A 21,368-nucleotide genomic window follows, 5' to 3' on the forward strand; every position below is an offset into this window, starting at 1 on the left:
AAAAGAATTTCTTCTAAATAAAATTTGATTAAGCAACACCATATAGAAAAAAAGACTACTTTTACAACGAACTAATAAACACAAACTAATGAAAAAGCTTATCTATATACTGTTCATATCTACATTTCTGCTATCAGGATGATTGTGATACCATATTCAAGACTGATTATGGAAACATAGCATATTACACCCAAGAAATGACCATGTTATATAATATAACGAAAAAATAATAGAAATATGAGATTTGCTAATTTTTTACTTATCACATCATTATTTATAGTCTCGTATGGTTGTTCCAAGGAAGAACCATACGAACCGGAAAAGAAATCGATTTCCATATGGGAAGGAGAAACGTCACATATTAGTATCAAAACTGACTTAACCCACTGCAACTGTACACTACAGTCTGAAGATCAAGAAATTGCAACTGCAACTATTGATAAAACAGGTATCTGCATCACTACACACAAAAGTGGAAGTACCATGATACGGCTTCTGGATAATGATAAAATATTATGTGAGATATTCGTATATGTAAAATATTTCAGCAGCCCGGAAATCATAGATTGGGGGATTCCATTAAAAGAAGGTAGCCCTGGATATCCGGGAATAACTATAAAAGCAATAGACCTAAGAATCCCCCCGGAAATAGAAAAAGAATTGCGAGAAGAAAGTGAACCTTTTATTGGCGCAACTTATACATTTAATCAGGATACGAGAAAGTTCACAATAAAAACGATTTCAGACATATCTTATGAAGGATTATACGAATGGAACCTTACTTCTTTAACCTTAATGCATGACGGAAAAAAAGAAAAATATGGTTTCAAATTTGTAACTGGAATGTCACACGGATATATCATAGAAGCTGATAAAACAGAAAAATATCAACGACGATATCCTGATGCCGGTATCACAGAAGTAAAGGTTAATCATGTTTGGAAGAATAATGGAATAATTCCACCAGGAGGAATTATTTTTGATTGATTGCAATAAAATGAAACTGTTACTATTAACATCTTGTATACTTGTAACCAAGTATTAAAACTAAGACAAGGTAAATAGTAAACATAAAATTAAGTAAATAAAAAAGTATTATGAGAAAAATCAGTTACAGCCAGTCCTGAAACAAGAGCGAACGGAGTAACTTTGGGTATAAAAAGCCAATATCGACTTAATGCTTCGGGACAAACAAGAACATTATCTGATGAAAACTCTCCCTTAATTTATGAAATAGAAATGAATGATGGTTTGGAAAATGGTAAAATCATTGTTTCTGGTGATAAAAGATTTCCGGAAGTATTAGCATATATGCCTTCATTCAATAAATGCAAGTTCTGTTTTAGCGAAACGGAGCTTGCATTTCATTTAAACAGAGCCTCTGTTTCGCCAGAATAGAGGCTCTGTCCTGTTCAGCCCACCTGCCGATGACTTTAAGCCCACAGATAAACAACCCTAAGCCCATGTGCCACCCACTTTTGCCCACGTGATGAATCTATATCCCCCGCTTGGTGAGCATCGACAGGATTAGATTCGGATAATTGGATATTTGAGTCATCAGTGTATCAGATGGATTGGCTTAAATCAGTACAGGTTTTGAATCTTTTCTATTCTGTTTAACTTATTTCAGTACGTTGTGCTTTAATGTGGGTTCCCTGTCTATGTTGTTTAGGGAAACATAAGTTATGAAGTAAGGAAGTGTTAGTTATCTTGCCTTTATCCTTGCGTTAGGCTGCCGGTATTCTTCCATTAGATTACCGGTATTGTTATCTCACCACGGCCGTGGTAACTATTCGTCACGGCCATGGTAGGTTCTCTTCACAGCCGTGGTAGGAATTTGTCACAGCCGTGACGAATTAGTGATATCGGTAATCTAACGAAAGGATACCGAAGAGATAACGTTAATATCCCGTTAGTATATCCTATGTTTTATAGGGGGATGGGATGATAATACCCTGAGAGCAAAAGTTACTCTCAGGGTGCTATCATGACCTGCTCTCATAGCTGAAGCTACGATGAATAAAGGATTTGAAGAAATTTATGAGGGTATGAGGGTAAATCGTGAAAACTTTTGTTTGGAGTGCGTGTTTAGTTCTGAAATCGAATTAGCTCATATCAACACGGTAAAGCAACAGAATAAAGAACAAGAATAAACATCTCATTAATTGCCGAATCGAAGAAAATAAGCTATTTTTGTTCTCAACTATAAAAATAGAGCGGTTATGGATGCAGCAATAAAGAAAATACCTTATGGGATGACGAACTTCGAGTCTATTATCAGTGATAACTATTACTATGTAGACAAGACACATTATATTGCCTTAGTAGAAGACACAAGTCGTTTTTTCTTCTTCGTCCGTCCCCGCCGTTTCGGGAAAAGCCTTTTTCTGAACATGCTCGGCATTTACTATGATATCAACAAGCAAGATAAGTTCGAAGAAATCTTTGGCGGGCTATATATAGGCAAGCACCCTACACCCAACCGGAATAAATATTTAGTGCTAAAACTCAATTTTAGCAGCGTAGCCACTACCTTGGAACAGCTGGAACAGAAATTTAATGCCTATTGCAAGATGGTCATGCGTGCCTTTGCTAAAGATAACAGTCACTTATTAGGCGAAGATATAGTGGAAGAACTTGAAAAATATGACACTGCAGATGAAGTATTAGGATTCTTATGCCTATCCGCTCAAAACAAAAGGCTGAAAATGTATCTCATCCTCGACGAATACGATAACTTTGCTAACAACATTCTGGTGGATTACGGCAACGAACGTTACCACAGCATCACTCATGGCAACGGCTTTTTCCGAGGATTTCTGAAAGTAGTGAAAGACTATTCAAACTCTGTAATCGAACGTATTTTCCTCACCGGTGTCAGCCCTGTAACAATGGATGACCTCACCAGTGGATTCAACATAGCGGATAATTACAGTAGCAACTCTGTGTTCAATAACATAATAGGTTTCAATGAATACGAAGTACGCACTCTAATAGATTACTACAAAAGCAGAACAGAATTACCGCATACCACGGATGAATTAATAGGAATCATGAAACCATGGTACGACAATTACTGCTTCTCTACAAAGTCACTGGATGAACCGTCTATGTACAACTCGGATATGGTGCTCTATTTCATGAACCGCTATTTGCTGAACAAGCATATTCCCGACAATATGCTTGATGCAAATATCCGTACGGACTACAATAAGTTACGCCATCTTATCCACGTTGACAAGACTTTTGGAGAAAACGCAAGTGTCGTTCAAGAGATAGTAGAAAATGGCTCTACCACTGGAATTATTGCTGATAGTTTCCCTGCTGAAGACATTGTCAAGCCTAGGAACTTCAAGAGCCTGCTTTATTATTATGGCATGCTCACCATCAGTGGAATGGAAATGGGCGAGCCTGTGTTAAGCGTTCCCAACTGGGCAGTACGTGAGCAACTTTACGGTTATATGGCGGACATCTATAAAGATACTGCTAACCTTTATCTTGAAATAGATAAATTGATAGATCTCATGAAACGAATGGCATATAAAGGAGAATGGGAAAATTATTTCAGATACATTGCCGACCGCCTGAACGGCCAGAGCAGTATCCGAGACTTTATAGAGGGGGAAGCTTATGTAAAGACCTTCATTTTATCATATCTGGGACTGACACACTATTATATCGCCCGCCCCGAATACGAAAGCAACAAAGGATACGCGGATATTTTTCTACAGCCCCGCTTGCTGCAACTTCCCGACATGGCGTACAGTTACTGTATCGAAGTAAAATATGCCAAACGTGATGCCGCCGATATGGAAATAGAGAAATTGACAGTCGATGCCAAAACACAACTGAAACAGTATGCAGCAAGTGAATGGATTCTGCAAGATAAGGGAACCACAGAATTGAAGAGTATCGTTTTAGTGTTTAAAGGCTGGAAACTGGTAAAAGTAGAAGAAGCATGAACAATATCATGAAGTTTTTTCATTCCTTATATATAATAAGGTATATGTGAAAACATGTCCGTCAGCTTTCTTGCAGAAGAGAGAAAATTTTTCATTCATGAAGAAGGCATTTATTTTATTGAATATCAGCATATAATAAGGTATCAATAGAAGAAAAGTGAAATTTTCTTCTATTTTTTTTCGCTAATTGTTTGTCAGTTTAAAAAAAGTTCCTACCTTTGCATCCGCAATCGAGAAACAAACACTGCTTCAAGAAAGCAAAAGCAGAAATGCAACAATAGGATGGCCCGTTCGTCTATCGGTTAGGACGCAAGATTTTCATTCTTGAAAGGGGGGTTCGATTCCCCCACGGGCTACAAGTTAAAAGAATAAAAGAACTAAAAAAACAGATTAGTCGAGATGGCAAATCATAAATCATCACTGAAAAGAATCAGACAAGAAGAGACAAGAAGACTTCACAACAGATATTATGGCAAGACCATGAGAAACGCTGTTAGAAAGCTTCGCGCAACTACTGACAAAGCAGAAGCAGTTGCAATGTATCCGGGCGTTACAAAGATGTTGGATAAGTTAGCTAAAACAAATGTGATTCATAAGAATAAAGCTAGCAATCTGAAATCTAAGTTGGCTCTTTACATCAACAAGCTCGCTTAATAACAAGAATTTAACAATTCTACCATAGCATCAGGCTGAACTTCAAAAGTTCGGCCTTTCTTGTTTGTAAACACTTGATTATCAGTTCTGTCAAGAAAGCAGAGAATCCACTTTCATTCGTCATTTTTCACCATTTATTCTTCGCCAAGTCGACAATTTTCACTATATTTGCTCTGTTATTAAAGTTAGAAAGGCAATTATGAGCGAAGAACAAATCACTCCCAATAACGGGTCTTATTCTGCGGATAGTATCCAAGTATTGGAAGGTCTTGAAGCAGTAAGAAAACGCCCTGCGATGTACATCGGTGACATCAGTGTAAAGGGACTTCACCACTTGGTATACGAAATCGTTGACAACTCTATCGACGAAGCATTGGCCGGCTATTGCGACCATATCGAAGTGACAATCAACGAAGACAATTCAATCACAGTACAGGACAACGGACGCGGTATTCCGGTTGACTACCACGAAAAAGAAAAGAAGTCGGCCCTGGAAGTTGCCATGACCGTACTGCATGCCGGAGGTAAGTTCGACAAAGGGTCTTACAAAGTATCCGGAGGTTTGCACGGTGTAGGTATGTCCTGCGTGAACGCACTGTCTACGCACATGACAACACAAGTATTCCGTAACGGTAAAATCTACCAGCAGGAGTACGAGATAGGTAAACCGCTTTATTCTGTAAAGGAAGTCGGTACATCCGACATCACAGGAACCCGCCAACAGTTCTGGCCGGACGGTAGTATCTTTACAGAAACAGTATATGATTACAAAATCTTAGCTTCACGCTTGCGTGAGCTGGCTTATCTGAACGCTGGTCTGCGCATTTCTCTGACCGACCGCCGGGTAGTGAATGAGGACGGCAGCTTCAAAAGCGAACAGTTCTACTCGGAAGAAGGTTTGAGAGAATTCGTACGTTTCATTGAGTCTTCACGTGAACACTTGATTAACGACGTTATTTATCTGAATTCTGAGAAGCAGGGAATTCCTATCGAAGTGGCTATCATGTATAATACAGGGTTCTCCGAAAACGTTCACTCGTACGTAAATAATATCAACACTATAGAAGGAGGTACTCATCTGGCCGGCTTCCGTCGTGCACTGACCCGTACACTGAAGAAATATGCAGAAGACAGCAAAATGCTTGAAAAGGTGAAAGTCGATATCTCGGGAGATGACTTCCGTGAAGGCTTGACTGCCGTTATTTCTGTAAAAGTAGCCGAACCGCAATTTGAAGGACAGACCAAGACAAAGTTGGGTAACAACGAAGTAATGGGTGCTGTGGATCAGGCAGTAGGCGAAGTTCTGGCATATTATCTGGAAGAACATCCGAAAGAAGCGAAAACAATCGTTGATAAAGTGATTCTGGCTGCTACCGCACGTCACGCCGCAAGAAAGGCCCGCGAGATGGTACAACGCAAGTCTCCGATGTCAGGCGGTGGTCTGCCGGGTAAGCTGGCGGACTGTTCGGATAAGGACGCGACTAAATGCGAGTTGTTCCTCGTCGAGGGTGACTCGGCAGGTGGTACTGCCAAGCAGGGACGTAACCGTATGTTCCAGGCTATCCTTCCGTTGCGTGGTAAGATTCTGAACGTAGAAAAGGCAATGTATCACAAGGCTTTGGAGAGTGATGAAATCCGTAATATCTATACAGCTCTCGGGGTTACTATCGGAACCGAAGATGACAGCAAAGCTGCCAATATCGACAAATTGCGTTATCACAAGATTATCATCATGACCGATGCCGACGTCGATGGTTCTCACATCGACACATTGATTATGACGTTCTTCTTCCGTTATATGCCGCAGATTATTCAGAACGGTTATCTGTACATTGCTACTCCGCCGCTCTATCTCTGCAAGAAGGGTAAAGTTGAAGAGTACTGCTGGACGGACGCACAACGCCAGAAGTTCATCGACACGTATGGTGGCGGTTCGGAAAACGCTGTTCATACTCAACGCTACAAAGGTTTGGGTGAAATGAACGCCCAGCAATTGTGGGAAACGACTATGGACCCCGAAAACCGTATGCTGAAACAGGTAAATATCGACAACGCAGCAGAAGCCGATTATGTATTCTCCATGTTGATGGGTGAAGACGTAGGGCCGCGCCGCGAATTTATTGAAGAGAATGCAACGTATGCAAATATCGATGCATAATTTTAATAGTACGTTTTTATAAACCAACCTCACATCTTACAACGAGGAAACGCCGACGGCGAAGGAGCATCCTTCAGTCGGCGTTTTTCTTTTGCCTATGAGATGAAACGATACTAAAGGGAGTGATCCGCCACAATGAATCATCCTCAAAAGTGTTGCAGGAAATCTGTCAGGTTGACATCGCGGCTCAACTCCATTTTCTTTCGCAGGCGATAACGCGCCATCTCCACACTACGGACTGACATATTCAGTAACGGAGCAATATCTTTCGAGCATAAATCCATTTTCAGATAAGCACAAAGCCGCTTGTCCCCTACTGTCAGTTGCGGGAAACGTTCGCCAAGCCGCTTCAGGTAGTCTTCATAAACCATGTCAAAATTATGTTCAAACTTCTGCCAGTCATCATCATGCTCTATATTTTCCCGGATATCTTTCTGGACTTTACCTAATAACTTCACCATCTTTGCTTCGTCTTCCCGACCCGATACATAGGTATAGAGCTTGTCCAAGTCTTCTTTTATCTTAAGCAGGATCTCATTCTTACGGATGAGGTTCATCGTAGAAGTGGCCAAGTCCTGGGATTTGTGCCGCAGATTATATTCCAATGTTTGATTTTTCAACATGACGATTTCCTGTTCACGCTTGCGGGCGTCTTCTTCAAACCGCAGTTGCTGCTCCCGCATTTCTTCTTCTTTGCGAAACTCCACTTCTGCTTCCTTCAATCGGGAACGCATCCTGTCAAAACGTATCAAGAGCCATATGAGTGTGACGAACAAGATAAAATAGACGTAATAGGCAGTCGAGCTCAGATACCACGGGGGGAGTATTTCAATGTGGTAGGCGGTTTCCGAAACTCCCGGTCTGAACCGGTTCTTGGCACGTACATGAAAGGTGTAATCACCTTGCGGAAGTTTGGTGTATTCTTTCATATTAATCATTGAATAGGAAGACCATTCCTTATCATAATTTTCGAGGAAATAGCTGTACTCCACAGCATCTTCTTTCTCAAATTCGGGCACGACAAATTCGAAACGTAATGAATTATATTTAAATGGCAGTTTTCTTACGGACTGTTGTTCAATAGTACCTCTGGAACCATATATCAGAGAGTCTTTATTGTTATTGGTCAGATAGACACTCTTTATAAATACATCGTTACCCAGTTTCTTTTCATTGGCACGGACTTTGGCGAGATTAATCCAGGAGAAGCCATTTTCAGTACTGCACAGAACATGATTCCTGTCAATACAGTTTACATTTTCGAAACCGAATATACGCTTGTCCTGCAGGAAATTCAAGGAGATGGAATCCAGGGTATAAGTTTGGTCGGGATTCCGGAAAGCAACCGCTTGCATAGTACCGGACATGAAAAACAAGTCACCATAAGGGGATTCGTATAGATGGGCAGCGGCGGGAAGGGTTGCGAAATACTTATTCAGTTCATCAAACAAGACAGCCTTATTACGGGTAAGGTCGAACTTATAGAATCCGGCATCGGAAGAAAATATGATACGGTTTCTAAACTCGTTCACCAAATTGTTACGGCTGGTCGGGAATCCTCTATTTTCGGCAAAATACTCTACATTCAATACCGAGTCCGCCTGTGCATCCAAGGTTAAACGGAAAAGTCCCTTCATCCAATGGGTCATCCATATCGTACCGTCATTATCCTCGGCAAACATACCGCTCGACTCTTTAAAGCCTTTCAGGTAATGAGAAAATGTCCAATGCCCGTTACGTTTATGCAAAAAGAAAAGACCATCATAAGAACATCCGAGGATATAATCCGGACGGTTCTTCATACGTTCCAATTTCCAGGTTCCATTTACGTGCGGGATACGTTCCGCACGATCACCCGTAATAATAAAAACGCCCCGGTCGTGTCCGCAAAACAATGTATTATCAATCTCTGTCAGATACCAGACCTGCCCTTTCATGTCTTGTACGGACTTGACCGTTTGTTGCTGATTCGTAAGGGGATAGTCCATATAATAGAGTCCCTGATTTGTACCCAGATACAGTTTTTCTTTATAGACCAGCGAGGCATAACCGGAACCGTATAAGTTTTCCGAACCAAATAAAGAAAACTCAGGGGTATTAATGACAACGTAGTCAATGCCTTTATCCAGGCCCAGCCATAGATTGCCCGAACGGTCGAATCCCACACTTAGTACCGTATTATTCTGCATACCGGAAAATGTGTTCACATGCAGCGTGGAATTATCAGACAAGTTCTTTACGAAAAGCCCGTTTGCCACCGTCCCGAAAGCTATCGACTTGCCATCCGTAGCCGCGCAGAACACTTGATTCTGTTTTATAAAAGGATCAATATCCAATGACCAAGGTTCTAAATGTTTTCCGTCATACAGATATACTCCGTGAAAATCAGTAACAAACAGCATTTTGTTCTTTTCATAAGGTAAAATGGCACAAACTTTTTTACCGATAAGCTCATCGGTATAAGGCAGGGACATAAATGAATTTCCGGTCAGAATCATCGGCCCTTCCTCGCGATTCGACACTAAAAGGGAATTATGCACCACTGCGGAGCAATCTATTTTGTGATTGAAATGATAAGTCTGGACGGTATCCGCATTGTACTTATATACATCCCGGTTGCTCTGCAAATAGAATGAGTGCTCAATCTTATAAATTTTCCATATTTCGGAAATGTCTTTTATTGAATCAAACGCCTGCATAAGAGATTGATAAACAACTCCCCCGGCATTATCCAACTGATAATAACCGAACTCGTTGAATGCTCCGGCATACAAACGTCTGGATTCGGCATCATAAAACACTGAACGTACATTGGTATAGTTGGCTATGGGATAGGTTGCCCAATCCTTACCATCAAATTCCAACACGCCATTGTTATTGGCAAAGTAAATACAACCACCCGGATTCTGCACAATATCCCAATTCTGCGTACCGGATTTATAATGCGTCTTACTAAAATTGCGCACAATCGGATAGATGGAATAGGCGGAATTATGGACAAATAAAAGTGATAGAATTAATAAGAACGTTCTCATAGTATTACTCTTTAATGGCTGATTCGTTTTAAACCCTCGGTTGATTACAAAGATAAGGAAATTGTTGGGTTGTAGGGTTAATCTAACAGAACATTTTTAATTCATATAGTTAGTACATTTTATCATAATTACTGATTTTCAACAACTTATATATTTTATGTTGAGTTTTTATAGAATTAATAATTGGACAATGTTGAGTTCTTGTGAAACAAATTACGAAGTATTCAGGAGCGAATGCCCATATCTTTGCAACGTCGGAACAAGATAGGGAATTGATTCCGGACATAAAATTGAGTTACACTTAAAATTAATACCATGAAAAGAGTTATTCTTATTTTTTGCAGCGTGCTGCTAGGACAAATCTCTTTCGCCCAAGCCCTTCGGGTCACTGGTCAGGTCACTTCCGCAGAAGACGGATTCTCACTGCCGGGCGTTACAGTTTCAGTAAAAGGTACTACTAATGAAGGAACCATTACGGACATGGATGGTAATTACTCCATCAATGTGAGTAAAGGAAAGACTTTAGTATTCACGTATGTAGGATGCAAAAAGCATGAAGCCACAGTACAAAAAGCCGGCGCAATGAATATAGTATTGCAACCGGATGCGCAGATGCTGGATGAAGTAGTAGCTATCGGCTACGGTACGATGAAGAAAAGCGACCTCACAGGTTCGGTTGCTTCCGTAAAAGCCGACCAACTACAAAAGACTCCCGCCGCCGGACTGGATCAGGCTTTGCAGGGACGTGCCGCCGGTGTCACGGTCAACGCCAACTCCGGCCAACCGGGTGCTGCCGCCGAAGTACGTATCCGTGGTATCGGTACGGTAAACAACAGCGCACCTATCTATGTGGTAGACGGAGTGATTGTAGATAATATCACCTATCTGAGTCCGAGTGATATTGAATCCACTGAAATATTGAAAGATGCCTCAGCCACAGCTATCTACGGTTCGCGTGGTGCAAACGGTGTGATCCTAGTTACAACCAAGAAAGGCGGAAAAGACGGAAAAGCTGTCGTTTCACTGAATGTATATGCAGGTGTACAGAACCGTTGGAACAAACTGGACTTGATGGGAAGCCAGGAATTTGCCGAGACATTAATCAATATGAATAATGTAAAATCAGAAATGAACTTTTACGAAAAGAATGGCTTCAATAAATGGTTACGCGCCTATCGTCTGGGAGATTCAGAATACTATCCTACCAAACTCGACTATTCCACAATCGAAACAGACTGGCAGGACGAAGTATTCCAAAAGAACGCACTTGTGCAGAACTATCATGTATCCGTAGACGGTGGAAATGAGAAAAGCAGTTACTCCATCAGTGGAAGTTACTTCACACAAGAAGGTACTATTATGGGGTCGGATTATGCCAGAGTTACTTTGCGCGCCAATTCCTCTCATCAGGTAAAAAGCTGGTTAAAAATTGGCGAGAACCTCTCGTTCATGAGTTCACATGGGCGCAATGCAATGAATAATAATAGTAGTCCCGGTGCATCAGTGCTTTCGGCAGCTATTGCCATGGCTCCTTGGGATCCGACTCATTATCCAGATGGAAGTGTCAACAAAAACGGAAAAGATCTGAGTGGTCAGATCAGTGCTGCTTCTAACTTCAAGAATGTGGTTAATCCATATTCAATGGTCTATACATCTGAACCGTCAGACAAGACAGAGCGTTGGGTAGGCGACCTTTATCTGGAACTGACTCCAATCAAGGGGCTCACTTTCCGTTCTGATGTCAGCCTTGATTTAACAAACACACGTTCGAAACTGTATAAGAGCAAATATGAGTACTCCAGTTACGACAAGGCTGAAAAGAACTTCATATCAAGCAGTATGGCACGATATTCGAATATAGGTGTCGAAAACACACTGACTTATACCAAAGATATCAAGAAACACAGTTTCTCTGCCATGGTGGGTCAGACAATGGAAGAATACAACTACTATAGCATTGGTGGTGCCGGCTCTTCAATCCTGAATCCGAAAGAAACAAACTGGTATTTGTCTCAGGCAACCGAAGACCAGACAAAAGCTTCCGACTCTGCCAGCCGTTCTCGAAGATTCTCAATGTTGGGTCGCTTGCATTACTCTTACAACAGCCGTTACTTGATCACAGTAAACTTTCGTGCAGATGCTTCCAGTAAATTCCCGGAAAACTTATGGGGATACTTTCCATCAACGGCCTTGGCATGGAGAATCAGTGAGGAAAATTGGATGAAAGATATTACCTGGCTTGATAATCTGAAGGTACGTGTCGGCTGGGGACGCATCGGCAATGATAAAATCGGTGATGACAGTTTTATTCTTAAAATGATGAATACGGGACCTACTTTCGTTGATTATGTACTAGGGAGAGAGCAGGCTCTTGCCAACGGCGCAACTATCTTAACCTACGTAAACAGCGGTGGAAAATGGGAAACTACGGAACAATGGAATGCCGGCGTAGACTTCGGATTATTCAACAATAAACTCTCCGGTACAGTCGATTTATTCCTTCGTGATACAAAAGAAATGCTGTTAGGAGTAAAAGCTCCGGCACATGTAGGTAACCGCTATGATGCCACTGCAAACGTAGGCACTGTAAGAAACAAAGGTATTGAAATATCACTTAATCACCAGAATCGAATTGGACAGGTAAACTACTCTGTAGCCGGTAACGTCTCATTTATCAACAATAAACTGACCGCCCTAAACGGTGGAGAGAAAGTGTATGGTGACCGTACAATCAGCGATGAAGGACTGCCACTATATACATTCTGGGGATATCAATATGAAGGAATCTACCGAACCGACCAGGAAGCTCTGGATCACTTATATTCATATAAAGATGAGCCCAACTCTATCAGTTACCATGCTGGAGATGCCCGCTACAAAGACTTGAACGGAGACGGTAAAATTGACAATGATGATAAAACCGACTTAGGCAACCCGTTCCCCTGGCTGACTTACGGATTGAACCTCGGAGCAGACTGGAAAGGTATTGATTTGCAACTCTTCTTCCAGGGAGTATATGGCAACAAAATATTCAATGCTGTAAGACTCCGGACAGAAGGAACCGGAAATGAAGCGACACTGAGCACAACGATGCGCAATGTATGGTCTAAATCAAACCCGGAAGGTGACATTCCGAATCCTTACGGAAGCTCGACCAACAAAGAAAATAGCAGCCGCCTCATCGAGAACGGAGCTTACTTACGACTGAAAAATCTGCAAATCGGTTATACACTACCCACGGCAATAGTCAGAAAGGTAGGACTCAGCAGATGTCGTATTTACCTATCTGCTAACAATCTATTCACAGTTACCCCGTACACCGGATACGACCCGGAAGTTGGTGGTGGTGTAGATTATGGTAACTACCCGCAGTCCAGAACCTTTATGTTAGGCGCAAATATTAACTTCTAATATCGACGAAAAATGAGAAAATATATCTACATCAGCATATTATGCCTTTCAGCAGGGCTGACTTCCTGCAATGACTGGCTGACAGAAGAAGGTCCAATGGTTACCAAATCTGAAGACTTCTTTACCAACGAAGAAACAGCGGTACAATCAGTCAATGCTGCTTACGTACCTCTCATGTGGGAATACAATAACACCTATTACCCCGAATGGTTCATTGGCGACGTAGTATCGGATGATGCCCTGAAAGGCGGACAAAACCTGTCGGATATGGCTGACGTCTATGACCTTGAGAACTTCAAGACCATTTCCAACAACGGATTACTCTTAGATTATTACCGCGCCCAATATCAAGGAGTAGCACGATGCAATTTAGCAATCGAAGAAATCCCCAGAATGGAAGTGGATGAAAAATTCACAGAAAAACTACGTGACAGATTGGTTGGGGAGGCAAAGTTCCTGCGTGCCATGTACTATTTTCGCCTTGTACGAATGTTCGGCGGAGTCCCTAAAGTAGATTACGTAATCTATAGCAGCGAAAAGTGGAAACAGCCACGCGCCACCAAAGAGGAAATTTACGACCTGATCACTAAAGACCTTCTTGCCGCAGAACCTGTACTCTGGAAAAAGAGTGAATATGAAGATGCTGATTTAGGCCGCGCAACCAAAGGAGCCGCACAAGCTATGCTGTTGAAAGTCTATCTATACATGCATAATTATACTGAGGCTAAGAAATGGGGAGAGTTCATCAAACTCCAGGCAGAAGCCGGTGAATATAGATTATGCGAACAATACGCAGACAATTTCACACTGGAAGGAGAAAACGGTCCGGAATCCGTATTTGAAATTCAATATATGGATGAACCGACTTCCGACTTTGGTGAAGGAAACGGATTTACCCGCGGAACATTCACTACGATTCTGACACGTTCACGTTCTACTGCATTCGGTACTTCCGGATGGGGATTCAACAAGCCGACACAGAATCTTTATAATGAATTTGAAAATGGTGACCCGCGCCGTGATATTTCCATCTTAAATCCGACAGATGCACAAATTACGACTCCAACAGAAGAAATTTATCTAGGCAGCAGATACGTAAGCCGGAAATATACATTGATGGACGAAAACAACCGATATGCTTCATTATCACATACGACTCGCTCTCCCATCAACAATAAAGTGATCAGATATGCCGACGTATTATTGATGTATGCCGAAGCATGTTGTGAAACCAACGATTTACCTTCCGCCAAGAGTGCACTCAATGCAGTCCGCCAGAGGGCTCGCGGAAATACCCCAAACATACTCCCGGACTTTCCTTATGGCAGTTACAATGACAACAATAAGGAGGACTTAATAAAAGCCATTCGCCATGAACGCCGGGTAGAACTGGCCATGGAAGGTCACCGCTGGTTCGATCTCTGCCGCTGGGGAATTGCCAAATCCACAATGGATGCTTATAAAGCGGGTGAGAGTGCAGAAGCCAAGGCCGAAATGGGTGACTTCATTGAAGGAAAACATGAATTATTCCCTATTCCGCAAGAAGAAGTCAATTTAGGAGGATTAACGCAAAACTCCGGATACTAAAAAACAATATTATAAAAACTTTATTGTCTAATTTAATACTTTAATTATCATGAAAAAGAAGAATTTAATGCTGTTATTTATCAGCGCATTATTAATGGGATTTACATTTGCAGGTTGTGGTGGTAGCGATGATGACGGAGAACCCAAGAAACCGGATACTGAAACACCGGGAGGAGATGACGGAAATGGTGGAGATGATGATGAAGATCTGAGTGGTATCGTCGACCCAAGTGGCTCTTTGGAAGGAAGCAACTATTATGTTATCCAACTGGACGAAACATGTGCAAAGAAGATAAAAGGTAAAGTGATAGCCGAATTCTATGCAAACGGCGTTGACGGAGAAACAGAAGAAGAGGCAGCTAAAACAAGACATCTCTATGTGTGGGATAACACATATGAAGCAGGAACACCTCAAGGTCCGAACTGCTACGGCCTGGTTCAAGGTTGGACGAGTCTCGTAGTGACCAGTGTAGGTTGGTCAGGCGCAGGATATAGTGTGCCGGCATACTGCAAGGACGATTTACTCAAAATGATGGAAATAGGTAAAGAACCCGAAAAATATTTCCTACACATTTCTGTAAAAACGAAACAAGCCGGTAAGTCTCACCTTCTTTTGCTTAATTTCGGAAGCAATAATACAGGAAAAGTTGCTATAGGGAATGCACCGTTCGTAGATGGCGACACATTCCAGCCCTATGCTCCTATCACTACTGATGGCGAATGGAACGAACTTAATATCCCTATCACAGAGTTTATGAAACCAGCAGCAGGCGGACTTGATTATTTAAACAAAAGCGACATAGAAACCAAAGGTACAAATGTTCTTAGCTTCTTGAGCGGAGGAGTAGCCGGTACTACCTTTGACTTTGACGCAGTCTTCATTTATAAGAAAAAATAATCGAAAGAATAGCAAGCTCAACAGGTATTAGTCCCATTAGTCTCCACCTCTTTTTGCTCTCTCTGAGAACCCATGGTGGAGACTAATTACTCCTCAAAATTAAATTTATAGCATGAAAGCAAAAAACAACTGTATGTTTACACTCGCCATAGCGCTCGCATTTGCATTCGTAAGCTGTTCGGAAACAGATGACCCCGGAACAGAAGAACCTAAAACTCCTACGGAAGAAGCAGATGAGACAGGTTCGGGAGAAGTAGATGGTTATGCATTAGTATGGCAGGACTTATTCAACCAATCCCCGCTTAATCAGGATAACTGGAAGATTGAAATAAACGGAAACGGTAACGGCAATGCCGAACTACAATATTATCGTGCCGAAAATATAAGCATAGGCAAAGAACCGGACAGCCAAAAGAGTTGTCTGATTATAACTGCCAAAAAAGAAAGTTATGAAGGTCGCTCTTTCACCTCAGGTCGTTTGAATACAGATGGCAAGCATAAGTTTACTTATGGTAAGATAGAAGCCAGCATCAAACTACCTAAAACAGCGAATGGTCTTTGGCCTGCTTTCTGGATGTTAGGCGCAGACTATGCGACAAACGGATGGCCTCGCTGCGGAGAGATAGACATCTTAGAAATGGGGCATACTGACGGAATAAAGGGTAATAAAACCGAAAAATACTTCAATGGCGCCTGCCACTGGGGATATTATGAAGGAGCAGGATACCCCAATTATGCAAAAGCCTGTACAGCTCCTTACAGTTTGCAAGATGGCAAATTCCACTTATATACATTAATTTGGGACGAGAATGCTATAAAAATGTATCTTGATCTAGATAAAAATCCAGATGTAACACCTTATTATGAAATGGCTATTACGGATAGGTCTACAGACAAATCACCGGGAAACTACTTCCATAAAGACTGTTTCATACTCTTCAATCTCGCCGTAGGAGGATATTTCACCGGTATATTGAATCCTGCCCAAATAACGGCATTGCCTGATGAGGAAGCCAAAATGTATGTAGACTTTGTCAAGGTCTATCAGAAAAATAAATAAATCGACTCAACCATTCAAGCCATGAAAAAGATATTCTATTCACTCATATTATCCACACTGATGTTCGGAGCCTGTTCCGCTTCGGATGACGGAGTTCCTCAAACACCTGAAGACCCCGACGGGACACAGGATCCGCAGGAAGAGCCAGTCACCTACACCGGTATACAGAAACGTAGTGTAAAACGTGGAGTCAGCTATAGTTTCCAGCTCCCCAAAGAAGACACGCAAATGTTGGGAAGCGCCATATCCTGGGCTTACAACTGGGGGACAGAGATTTCTTCCGATTTAAGCACCGAGTTCGGCAAGCAACAAATCGACTATTGCCCAATGTCATGGAATGCCAATCCAGACATCGCTCCCAAGATTCGCAGGTACGTCAACGCACACCCGGAATGTAAATATCTGCTTGCATACAATGAGCCTAATCTGACAGACCAGGCAAGAATGACACCCCAGGAAGCTGCCGCACAATGGCCTGCACTGCGTGCATTAGCTTCTGAACTAAACCTGAAGCTCATATCTCCGGCTATGAACTACGGAACATTGCCGGATTATAGTGACCCGATCAAATGGTTGGACGAGTTTTTCAGCAACGTTCCCCTCAGTGATGTAGACGGTATAGCTATCCATTGTTACATGGAAAGCCCTTCTTCTCTTATCAACTATGTAAGCATGTTCAAAAAATATGGAAAACCTATTTGGTTAACAGAATTCTGTGCATGGCCCAGTAGTAATAAGATTAGCATATCAAGCCAGATGAACTATATGAGCGAGACTCTTCATTATCTTGAATCTGATCCTGACGTATTCCGCTATGCCTGGTTCATCCCAAGAGGTATTGGACCGACCGACCCAGGTACCGGTACAACCAGCAACAGCTTATTACCAAGTAAGCCCAATGCATTGACTGAGCTTGGAACAGTGTTTGTGAACATGTCCTCTCTGGATAAAACAGCTTATTACAGTAAGAATCAAGTTATTCCCGCCGAACACTACAGTTCAATAAACACAGTTGAGAATTTAACATCAGCCAGCGCACACCTGCGTCCTACAACCGATATCTCGGGCATATTGGATGTTTATGATTTGAAACAGGAACAATGGCTGGAATATCAACTGGATGCTCCTAAAGCCGGAACTTACCAGTTGGATATCCGTTATACCAGTTTCAGAGATAACAAGGTTGAGATAACTATAGACAAAGGTACGGCAGCAACACTAGACCTGCCTAATGTAGACAGCAAATGGACTACTGTCACTACCAACATCCAACTAAAAGCAGGTAAGCAAACGTTACGTATAAAAGTCACTACAGGCAATATTGCATTAAATTGGTTGCATTTCAAAGACTAAGTCCAATAACAATAGGTATAAATATAAAAGAAAATGAATACATTAAAGAAAGCCACCGTCTACGGTCTGACCGTATTTAGCCTTCTTGCCTGCAAACCGGGGCAAGACAGTACGGAACAGAAGATAGATGCTCTACTCTCTAAGATGACTCTGAAAGAGAAAATCGGTCAGATGAACCAGTTAACAGGACTCGGGCTGGCCGAAGATATGCAAGACGCCATTCGGAACGGCGAAATCGGTTCTATCCTTAATGAATTGGATTTAGCGACCACCAATAAACTTCAGCATATTGCCGTGGAAGAAAGCCGTCTGGGTATTCCGCTTATTTTTGCCCGAGATGTCATTCATGGTTTCAAGACTATCTTCCCCATTCCATTGGGGCAAGCAGCAAGCTGGAATCCGCAAGTAGCTGAGAACGGCGCGCGTGTCGCAGCCTTGGAAGCCAGTTCAGTAGGTATCCGCTGGACATTCGCTCCCATGATTGACATCAGCCGGGATCCGCGCTGGGGACGTATTGCCGAATCATGCGGGGAAGACCCTTATCTGACTACTGTAATGGGAAATGCAATGATTAAAGGATTTCAGGGAGACACTCTCTCCTCACCTACCAGCATAGCTGCGTGTGCCAAACATTTTGCAGCCTATGGGGCCAGCGAATCCGGTAAAGACTACAACACCACCTGGATACCGGAGCTACAACTCCGCGAACTTTATCTTCCCCCTTTCAAAGCAGCCGTAGATGCCGGGGCAGCTACTTTCATGTGTTCTTTCAATGACATCAACGGAGTGCCTTCTTCCGGCAGCACCTTCCTGAATCGCCAGATTCTACGCGACGAGTGGAAATACGACGGTTTGTTAGTCAGCGACTGGGGTTCCATCCAACAAATGATTCCTCACGGTTTCTGTGCCGACCTGAAAGAAGCAGGCGAGAAAGCCGCCATTGCCGGAGTTGATATGGACATGATGAGTTATGCTTATATCAATCATCTGGAAGAACTTATAAAAGAAAAAAAGGTGGATGAGAAACTTATCGACGAATCAGTACGCAATATTCTTCGATTGAAATTCCGACTGGGGTTATTTGATAATCCATATATCAAGGAAGGTGCCCCCTCAGCCTTTTATCTGGATTCTTCTTTACAGCAGGCTAAAGAAGCAGCCATTGAAAGCGCTGTCTTATTGAAGAATAACCTGCAGACCTTACCACTGAATTCTTCGATCAAATCGGTAGCAGTAGTAGGACCACTGGCAGACGCGCCTGCCGACCAGATAGGAACCTGGTGTTTCGACGCAGAGCCCGAACATTGTGTCACACCACTGACAGCGATACAACAGGAATGTGAAAATAAGATCCGCGTAATTGCCGAACCGGGATTAACATACAGCCGGGATAAGAGTGAAGCCGGAATAGCCAAAGCCGTAGCCGCGGCCTGCCAAGCAGATGTCATCCTGTTCTTTGCAGGAGAAGAAGCCGTATTATCGGGCGAAGCCCGTTGCCGTGCGGATATCAGTTTACCCGGAAAACAAACGGAAATGCTCAGGGCATTGAAGGCTACTGGAAAACCGGTTGTATTGGTAATTATGGCAGGAAGACCATTAACTATCCCCGAGGAAGTAGACATGGCAGATGCCGTATTATATACTTTCCACGGTGGAACGATGGCAGGACCGGCTATCTCTGATTTACTGTTCGGCAAAGCTGTTCCTTCCGGTAAACTGCCGGTAACTCTCCCGCGTATGGTCGGACAGGTGCCTATCTATTATGCACATAAGAATACAGGCAGACCGGCATCAAATATCACATTGATAGATGATATTGAAGTAGGTGCCAAACAGACATCTATCGGTTTTACCAGTTACCATCTGGATGCCGGGGACGGTCCTTTGTTCCCATTCGGATACGGACTTTCCTATACTACCTTTACATATGGAGACTGTCAGCTTTCTGCCGGCAATATAAAACAGGGCGATGTATTAACCGTTGCCTGCGATGTTACTAATAATGGTTCATACGACGCACAGGAAGTAGTGCAGTTATATATCCGTGATAAAGTCGGTTCATTGGTTCGCCCCGTGAAAGAACTGAAAGGATTCAAGAAAGTGATGATTAAAGCCGGAGAGACACAAAAGGTTGAGTTCACCCTTACTACTGATGATCTGGCCTATTGGAATGATGATATGCAACGACGTACAGAAATCGGTGACTTCACCGTATGGATAGCTACCGACAGTCAGTCCGGCGTGGGTGCAGACTTCAAACTGATCAACTAGTCATTTGATTAAAACTTACATTTTATTCATCTAAAAGAATGCCGGTCTGAAAGATTCACCTTCCAGTACCGGCATTTTTGTATCTATGTCCATCTCTTAATAAAACCTAACAACAGAATCAATTTCCGGGCAAAATGACTATCTTGCATAAAAACCAAATACAACAGCAACTATGAAATTGAAGACTACGATTCCTAACCCGCTACTTGCAAAAATGAGATTGTTTCTTATTGTCCTGACTTCCTGCGTTATCGTCACCTGCATTTTCCTGATTATCATTCATCCGGAAGCGTGGATCGCTCCATCCTGCGGAATAGTAATAGCCCTGTGTATATTGCTGTATCAGGTATATTGTATCCGTAAGAGACGAAAATCCTAGATGAGATGTTGTTTCTTCAGTTCTTCGGCAACAACTTCCAGTTCTTTGTACCATTCTTCACCGAATTTACGGATTAAAGGCTCTTTCAGGAATTGATATACAGGAAGATTCTCTTTTCTCCCCAGTAAAACTGCTGCCTTACATACGTCCCAACGATGATAATTCACCGCTTTATAAGGCCCGTAATCTCCGATTCGGATGGGATAAAGATGGCAGGACACCGGTTTATAAAAATCTGTTTTACCTTCCCGATATGCTTTTTCAATAGCACAATAGCAGCATCCTTTTTCATCATAACAGGTAAAGACGCAGTCCTTATTATTTACAATTGAGGTTACTAAATCACCCTCCTCGTCTGTATATACCACTCCTTGCTTCTCTATGATCGCACGAGCTTCGGGTGCCAGTTCATCCCAAATAACAGGCAACACTTCTTCCAGTTTCTCCACTTCATCCAGTTCAACAGGCGCACCCGCATCACCCTCAATGCAACACTCTCCTTTACAAGCATCAAGGTTACAAAGAAACTTTTCCTGAAAGACATCAAGAGACACTACTACATCACCAATCTGTATCATACTAAAAACTTATGTGAGACAA

14 protein-coding genes and 1 tRNA gene are annotated in these 21,368 nt (G+C 42.3%); 13 read left to right on the top strand and 2 right to left on the bottom strand.

The window, feature by feature from the left end:
• Positions 1 to 237 precede the first annotated feature (237 nt).
• The 6 genes from BQ7997_RS13135 (at position 238) to gyrB (ending at position 6,774) form a co-directional block, all read left to right on the top strand.
• Positions 238 to 987 carry a hypothetical protein gene (locus BQ7997_RS13135; protein WP_073346828.1) on the top strand — a complete coding sequence of 250 codons (750 nt, stop codon included), beginning with the start codon at positions 238 to 240 and terminating at the stop codon, positions 985 to 987.
• Positions 988 to 1,149: 162 nt separating this feature from the next.
• Entirely contained in the window at positions 1,150 to 1,398 is a 249-nt protein-coding gene (locus BQ7997_RS25375) for a hypothetical protein (protein WP_139260907.1), read from the top strand.
• A gap of 824 nt (positions 1,399 to 2,222) precedes the next feature.
• Entirely contained in the window at positions 2,223 to 3,962 is a 1,740-nt protein-coding gene (locus BQ7997_RS13140) for an ATP-binding protein (RefSeq protein ID WP_073346829.1), read from the top strand.
• A 284-nt stretch (positions 3,963 to 4,246) separates the two neighbouring features.
• Positions 4,247 to 4,318, top strand: a tRNA-Glu gene (locus BQ7997_RS13145).
• 43 nt (positions 4,319 to 4,361) lie between these two features.
• Positions 4,362 to 4,616, top strand: coding sequence for a 30S ribosomal protein S20 (gene rpsT / locus BQ7997_RS13150; RefSeq protein ID WP_022136747.1), 255 nt, complete (start codon positions 4,362 to 4,364; stop codon positions 4,614 to 4,616).
• 199 nt (positions 4,617 to 4,815) lie between these two features.
• The gene (gene gyrB / locus BQ7997_RS13155) at positions 4,816 to 6,774 is read left to right on the top strand and encodes a DNA topoisomerase (ATP-hydrolyzing) subunit B (RefSeq protein WP_073346830.1); all 1,959 of its coding nucleotides are present in this window, start codon (positions 4,816 to 4,818) and stop codon (positions 6,772 to 6,774) included.
• Between the two features lie 146 nt (positions 6,775 to 6,920).
• Here the strand turns inward: gyrB and BQ7997_RS13160 are convergent, their stop codons facing one another.
• A complete protein-coding gene (locus BQ7997_RS13160; RefSeq protein ID WP_073346831.1) occupies positions 6,921 to 9,809 on the bottom strand; it encodes a helix-turn-helix and ligand-binding sensor domain-containing protein in 2,889 nt (962 codons plus the stop codon).
• 315 nt (positions 9,810 to 10,124) lie between these two features.
• On the opposite strand from BQ7997_RS13160, the gene BQ7997_RS13165 reads away from it, so the two are divergent.
• The 7 genes from BQ7997_RS13165 (at position 10,125) to BQ7997_RS13195 (ending at position 20,768) form a co-directional block, all read left to right on the top strand.
• Positions 10,125 to 13,220 (top strand): SusC/RagA family TonB-linked outer membrane protein, encoded by a 3,096-nt coding sequence (locus BQ7997_RS13165; protein ID WP_083589233.1) that lies wholly within the window; start codon positions 10,125 to 10,127, stop codon positions 13,218 to 13,220.
• A gap of 12 nt (positions 13,221 to 13,232) precedes the next feature.
• Positions 13,233 to 14,807, top strand: a complete 1,575-nt coding sequence (locus tag BQ7997_RS13170) for a RagB/SusD family nutrient uptake outer membrane protein (protein ID WP_073346833.1) — start codon at positions 13,233 to 13,235, stop codon at positions 14,805 to 14,807.
• A gap of 49 nt (positions 14,808 to 14,856) precedes the next feature.
• Complete coding sequence (locus tag BQ7997_RS13175) at positions 14,857 to 15,705, top strand: hypothetical protein (RefSeq protein ID WP_073346834.1); 849 nt, start codon at positions 14,857 to 14,859, stop codon at positions 15,703 to 15,705.
• 112 nt (positions 15,706 to 15,817) lie between these two features.
• Positions 15,818 to 16,765, top strand: coding sequence for a glycoside hydrolase family 16 protein (locus tag BQ7997_RS13180; RefSeq protein WP_083589234.1), 948 nt, complete (start codon positions 15,818 to 15,820; stop codon positions 16,763 to 16,765).
• A 21-nt stretch (positions 16,766 to 16,786) separates the two neighbouring features.
• Complete coding sequence (locus BQ7997_RS13185) at positions 16,787 to 18,118, top strand: glycosyl hydrolase (RefSeq protein ID WP_022137563.1); 1,332 nt, start codon at positions 16,787 to 16,789, stop codon at positions 18,116 to 18,118.
• Positions 18,119 to 18,151: 33 nt separating this feature from the next.
• Positions 18,152 to 20,389 carry a beta-glucosidase BglX gene (bglX, locus tag BQ7997_RS13190; RefSeq protein WP_022137564.1) on the top strand — a complete coding sequence of 746 codons (2,238 nt, stop codon included), beginning with the start codon at positions 18,152 to 18,154 and terminating at the stop codon, positions 20,387 to 20,389.
• A 172-nt stretch (positions 20,390 to 20,561) separates the two neighbouring features.
• A complete protein-coding gene (locus tag BQ7997_RS13195) occupies positions 20,562 to 20,768 on the top strand; it encodes a hypothetical protein (protein WP_073346835.1) in 207 nt (68 codons plus the stop codon).
• Here BQ7997_RS13195 and BQ7997_RS13200 read toward each other — a convergent pair.
• Positions 20,765 to 21,346: a DUF3109 family protein gene (locus BQ7997_RS13200; protein ID WP_022137566.1), complete on the bottom strand. Its 582-nt coding sequence runs from the start codon at positions 21,344 to 21,346 to the stop codon at positions 20,765 to 20,767. The two genes, BQ7997_RS13195 and BQ7997_RS13200, sit on opposite strands and share 4 nt — an antisense overlap.
• Positions 21,347 to 21,368: the final 22 nt, after the last annotated feature.

Origin of the sequence: Bacteroides congonensis (assembly GCF_900130125.1) — a bacterium.
Lineage (GTDB): Bacteria > Bacteroidota > Bacteroidia > Bacteroidales > Bacteroidaceae > Bacteroides > Bacteroides congonensis.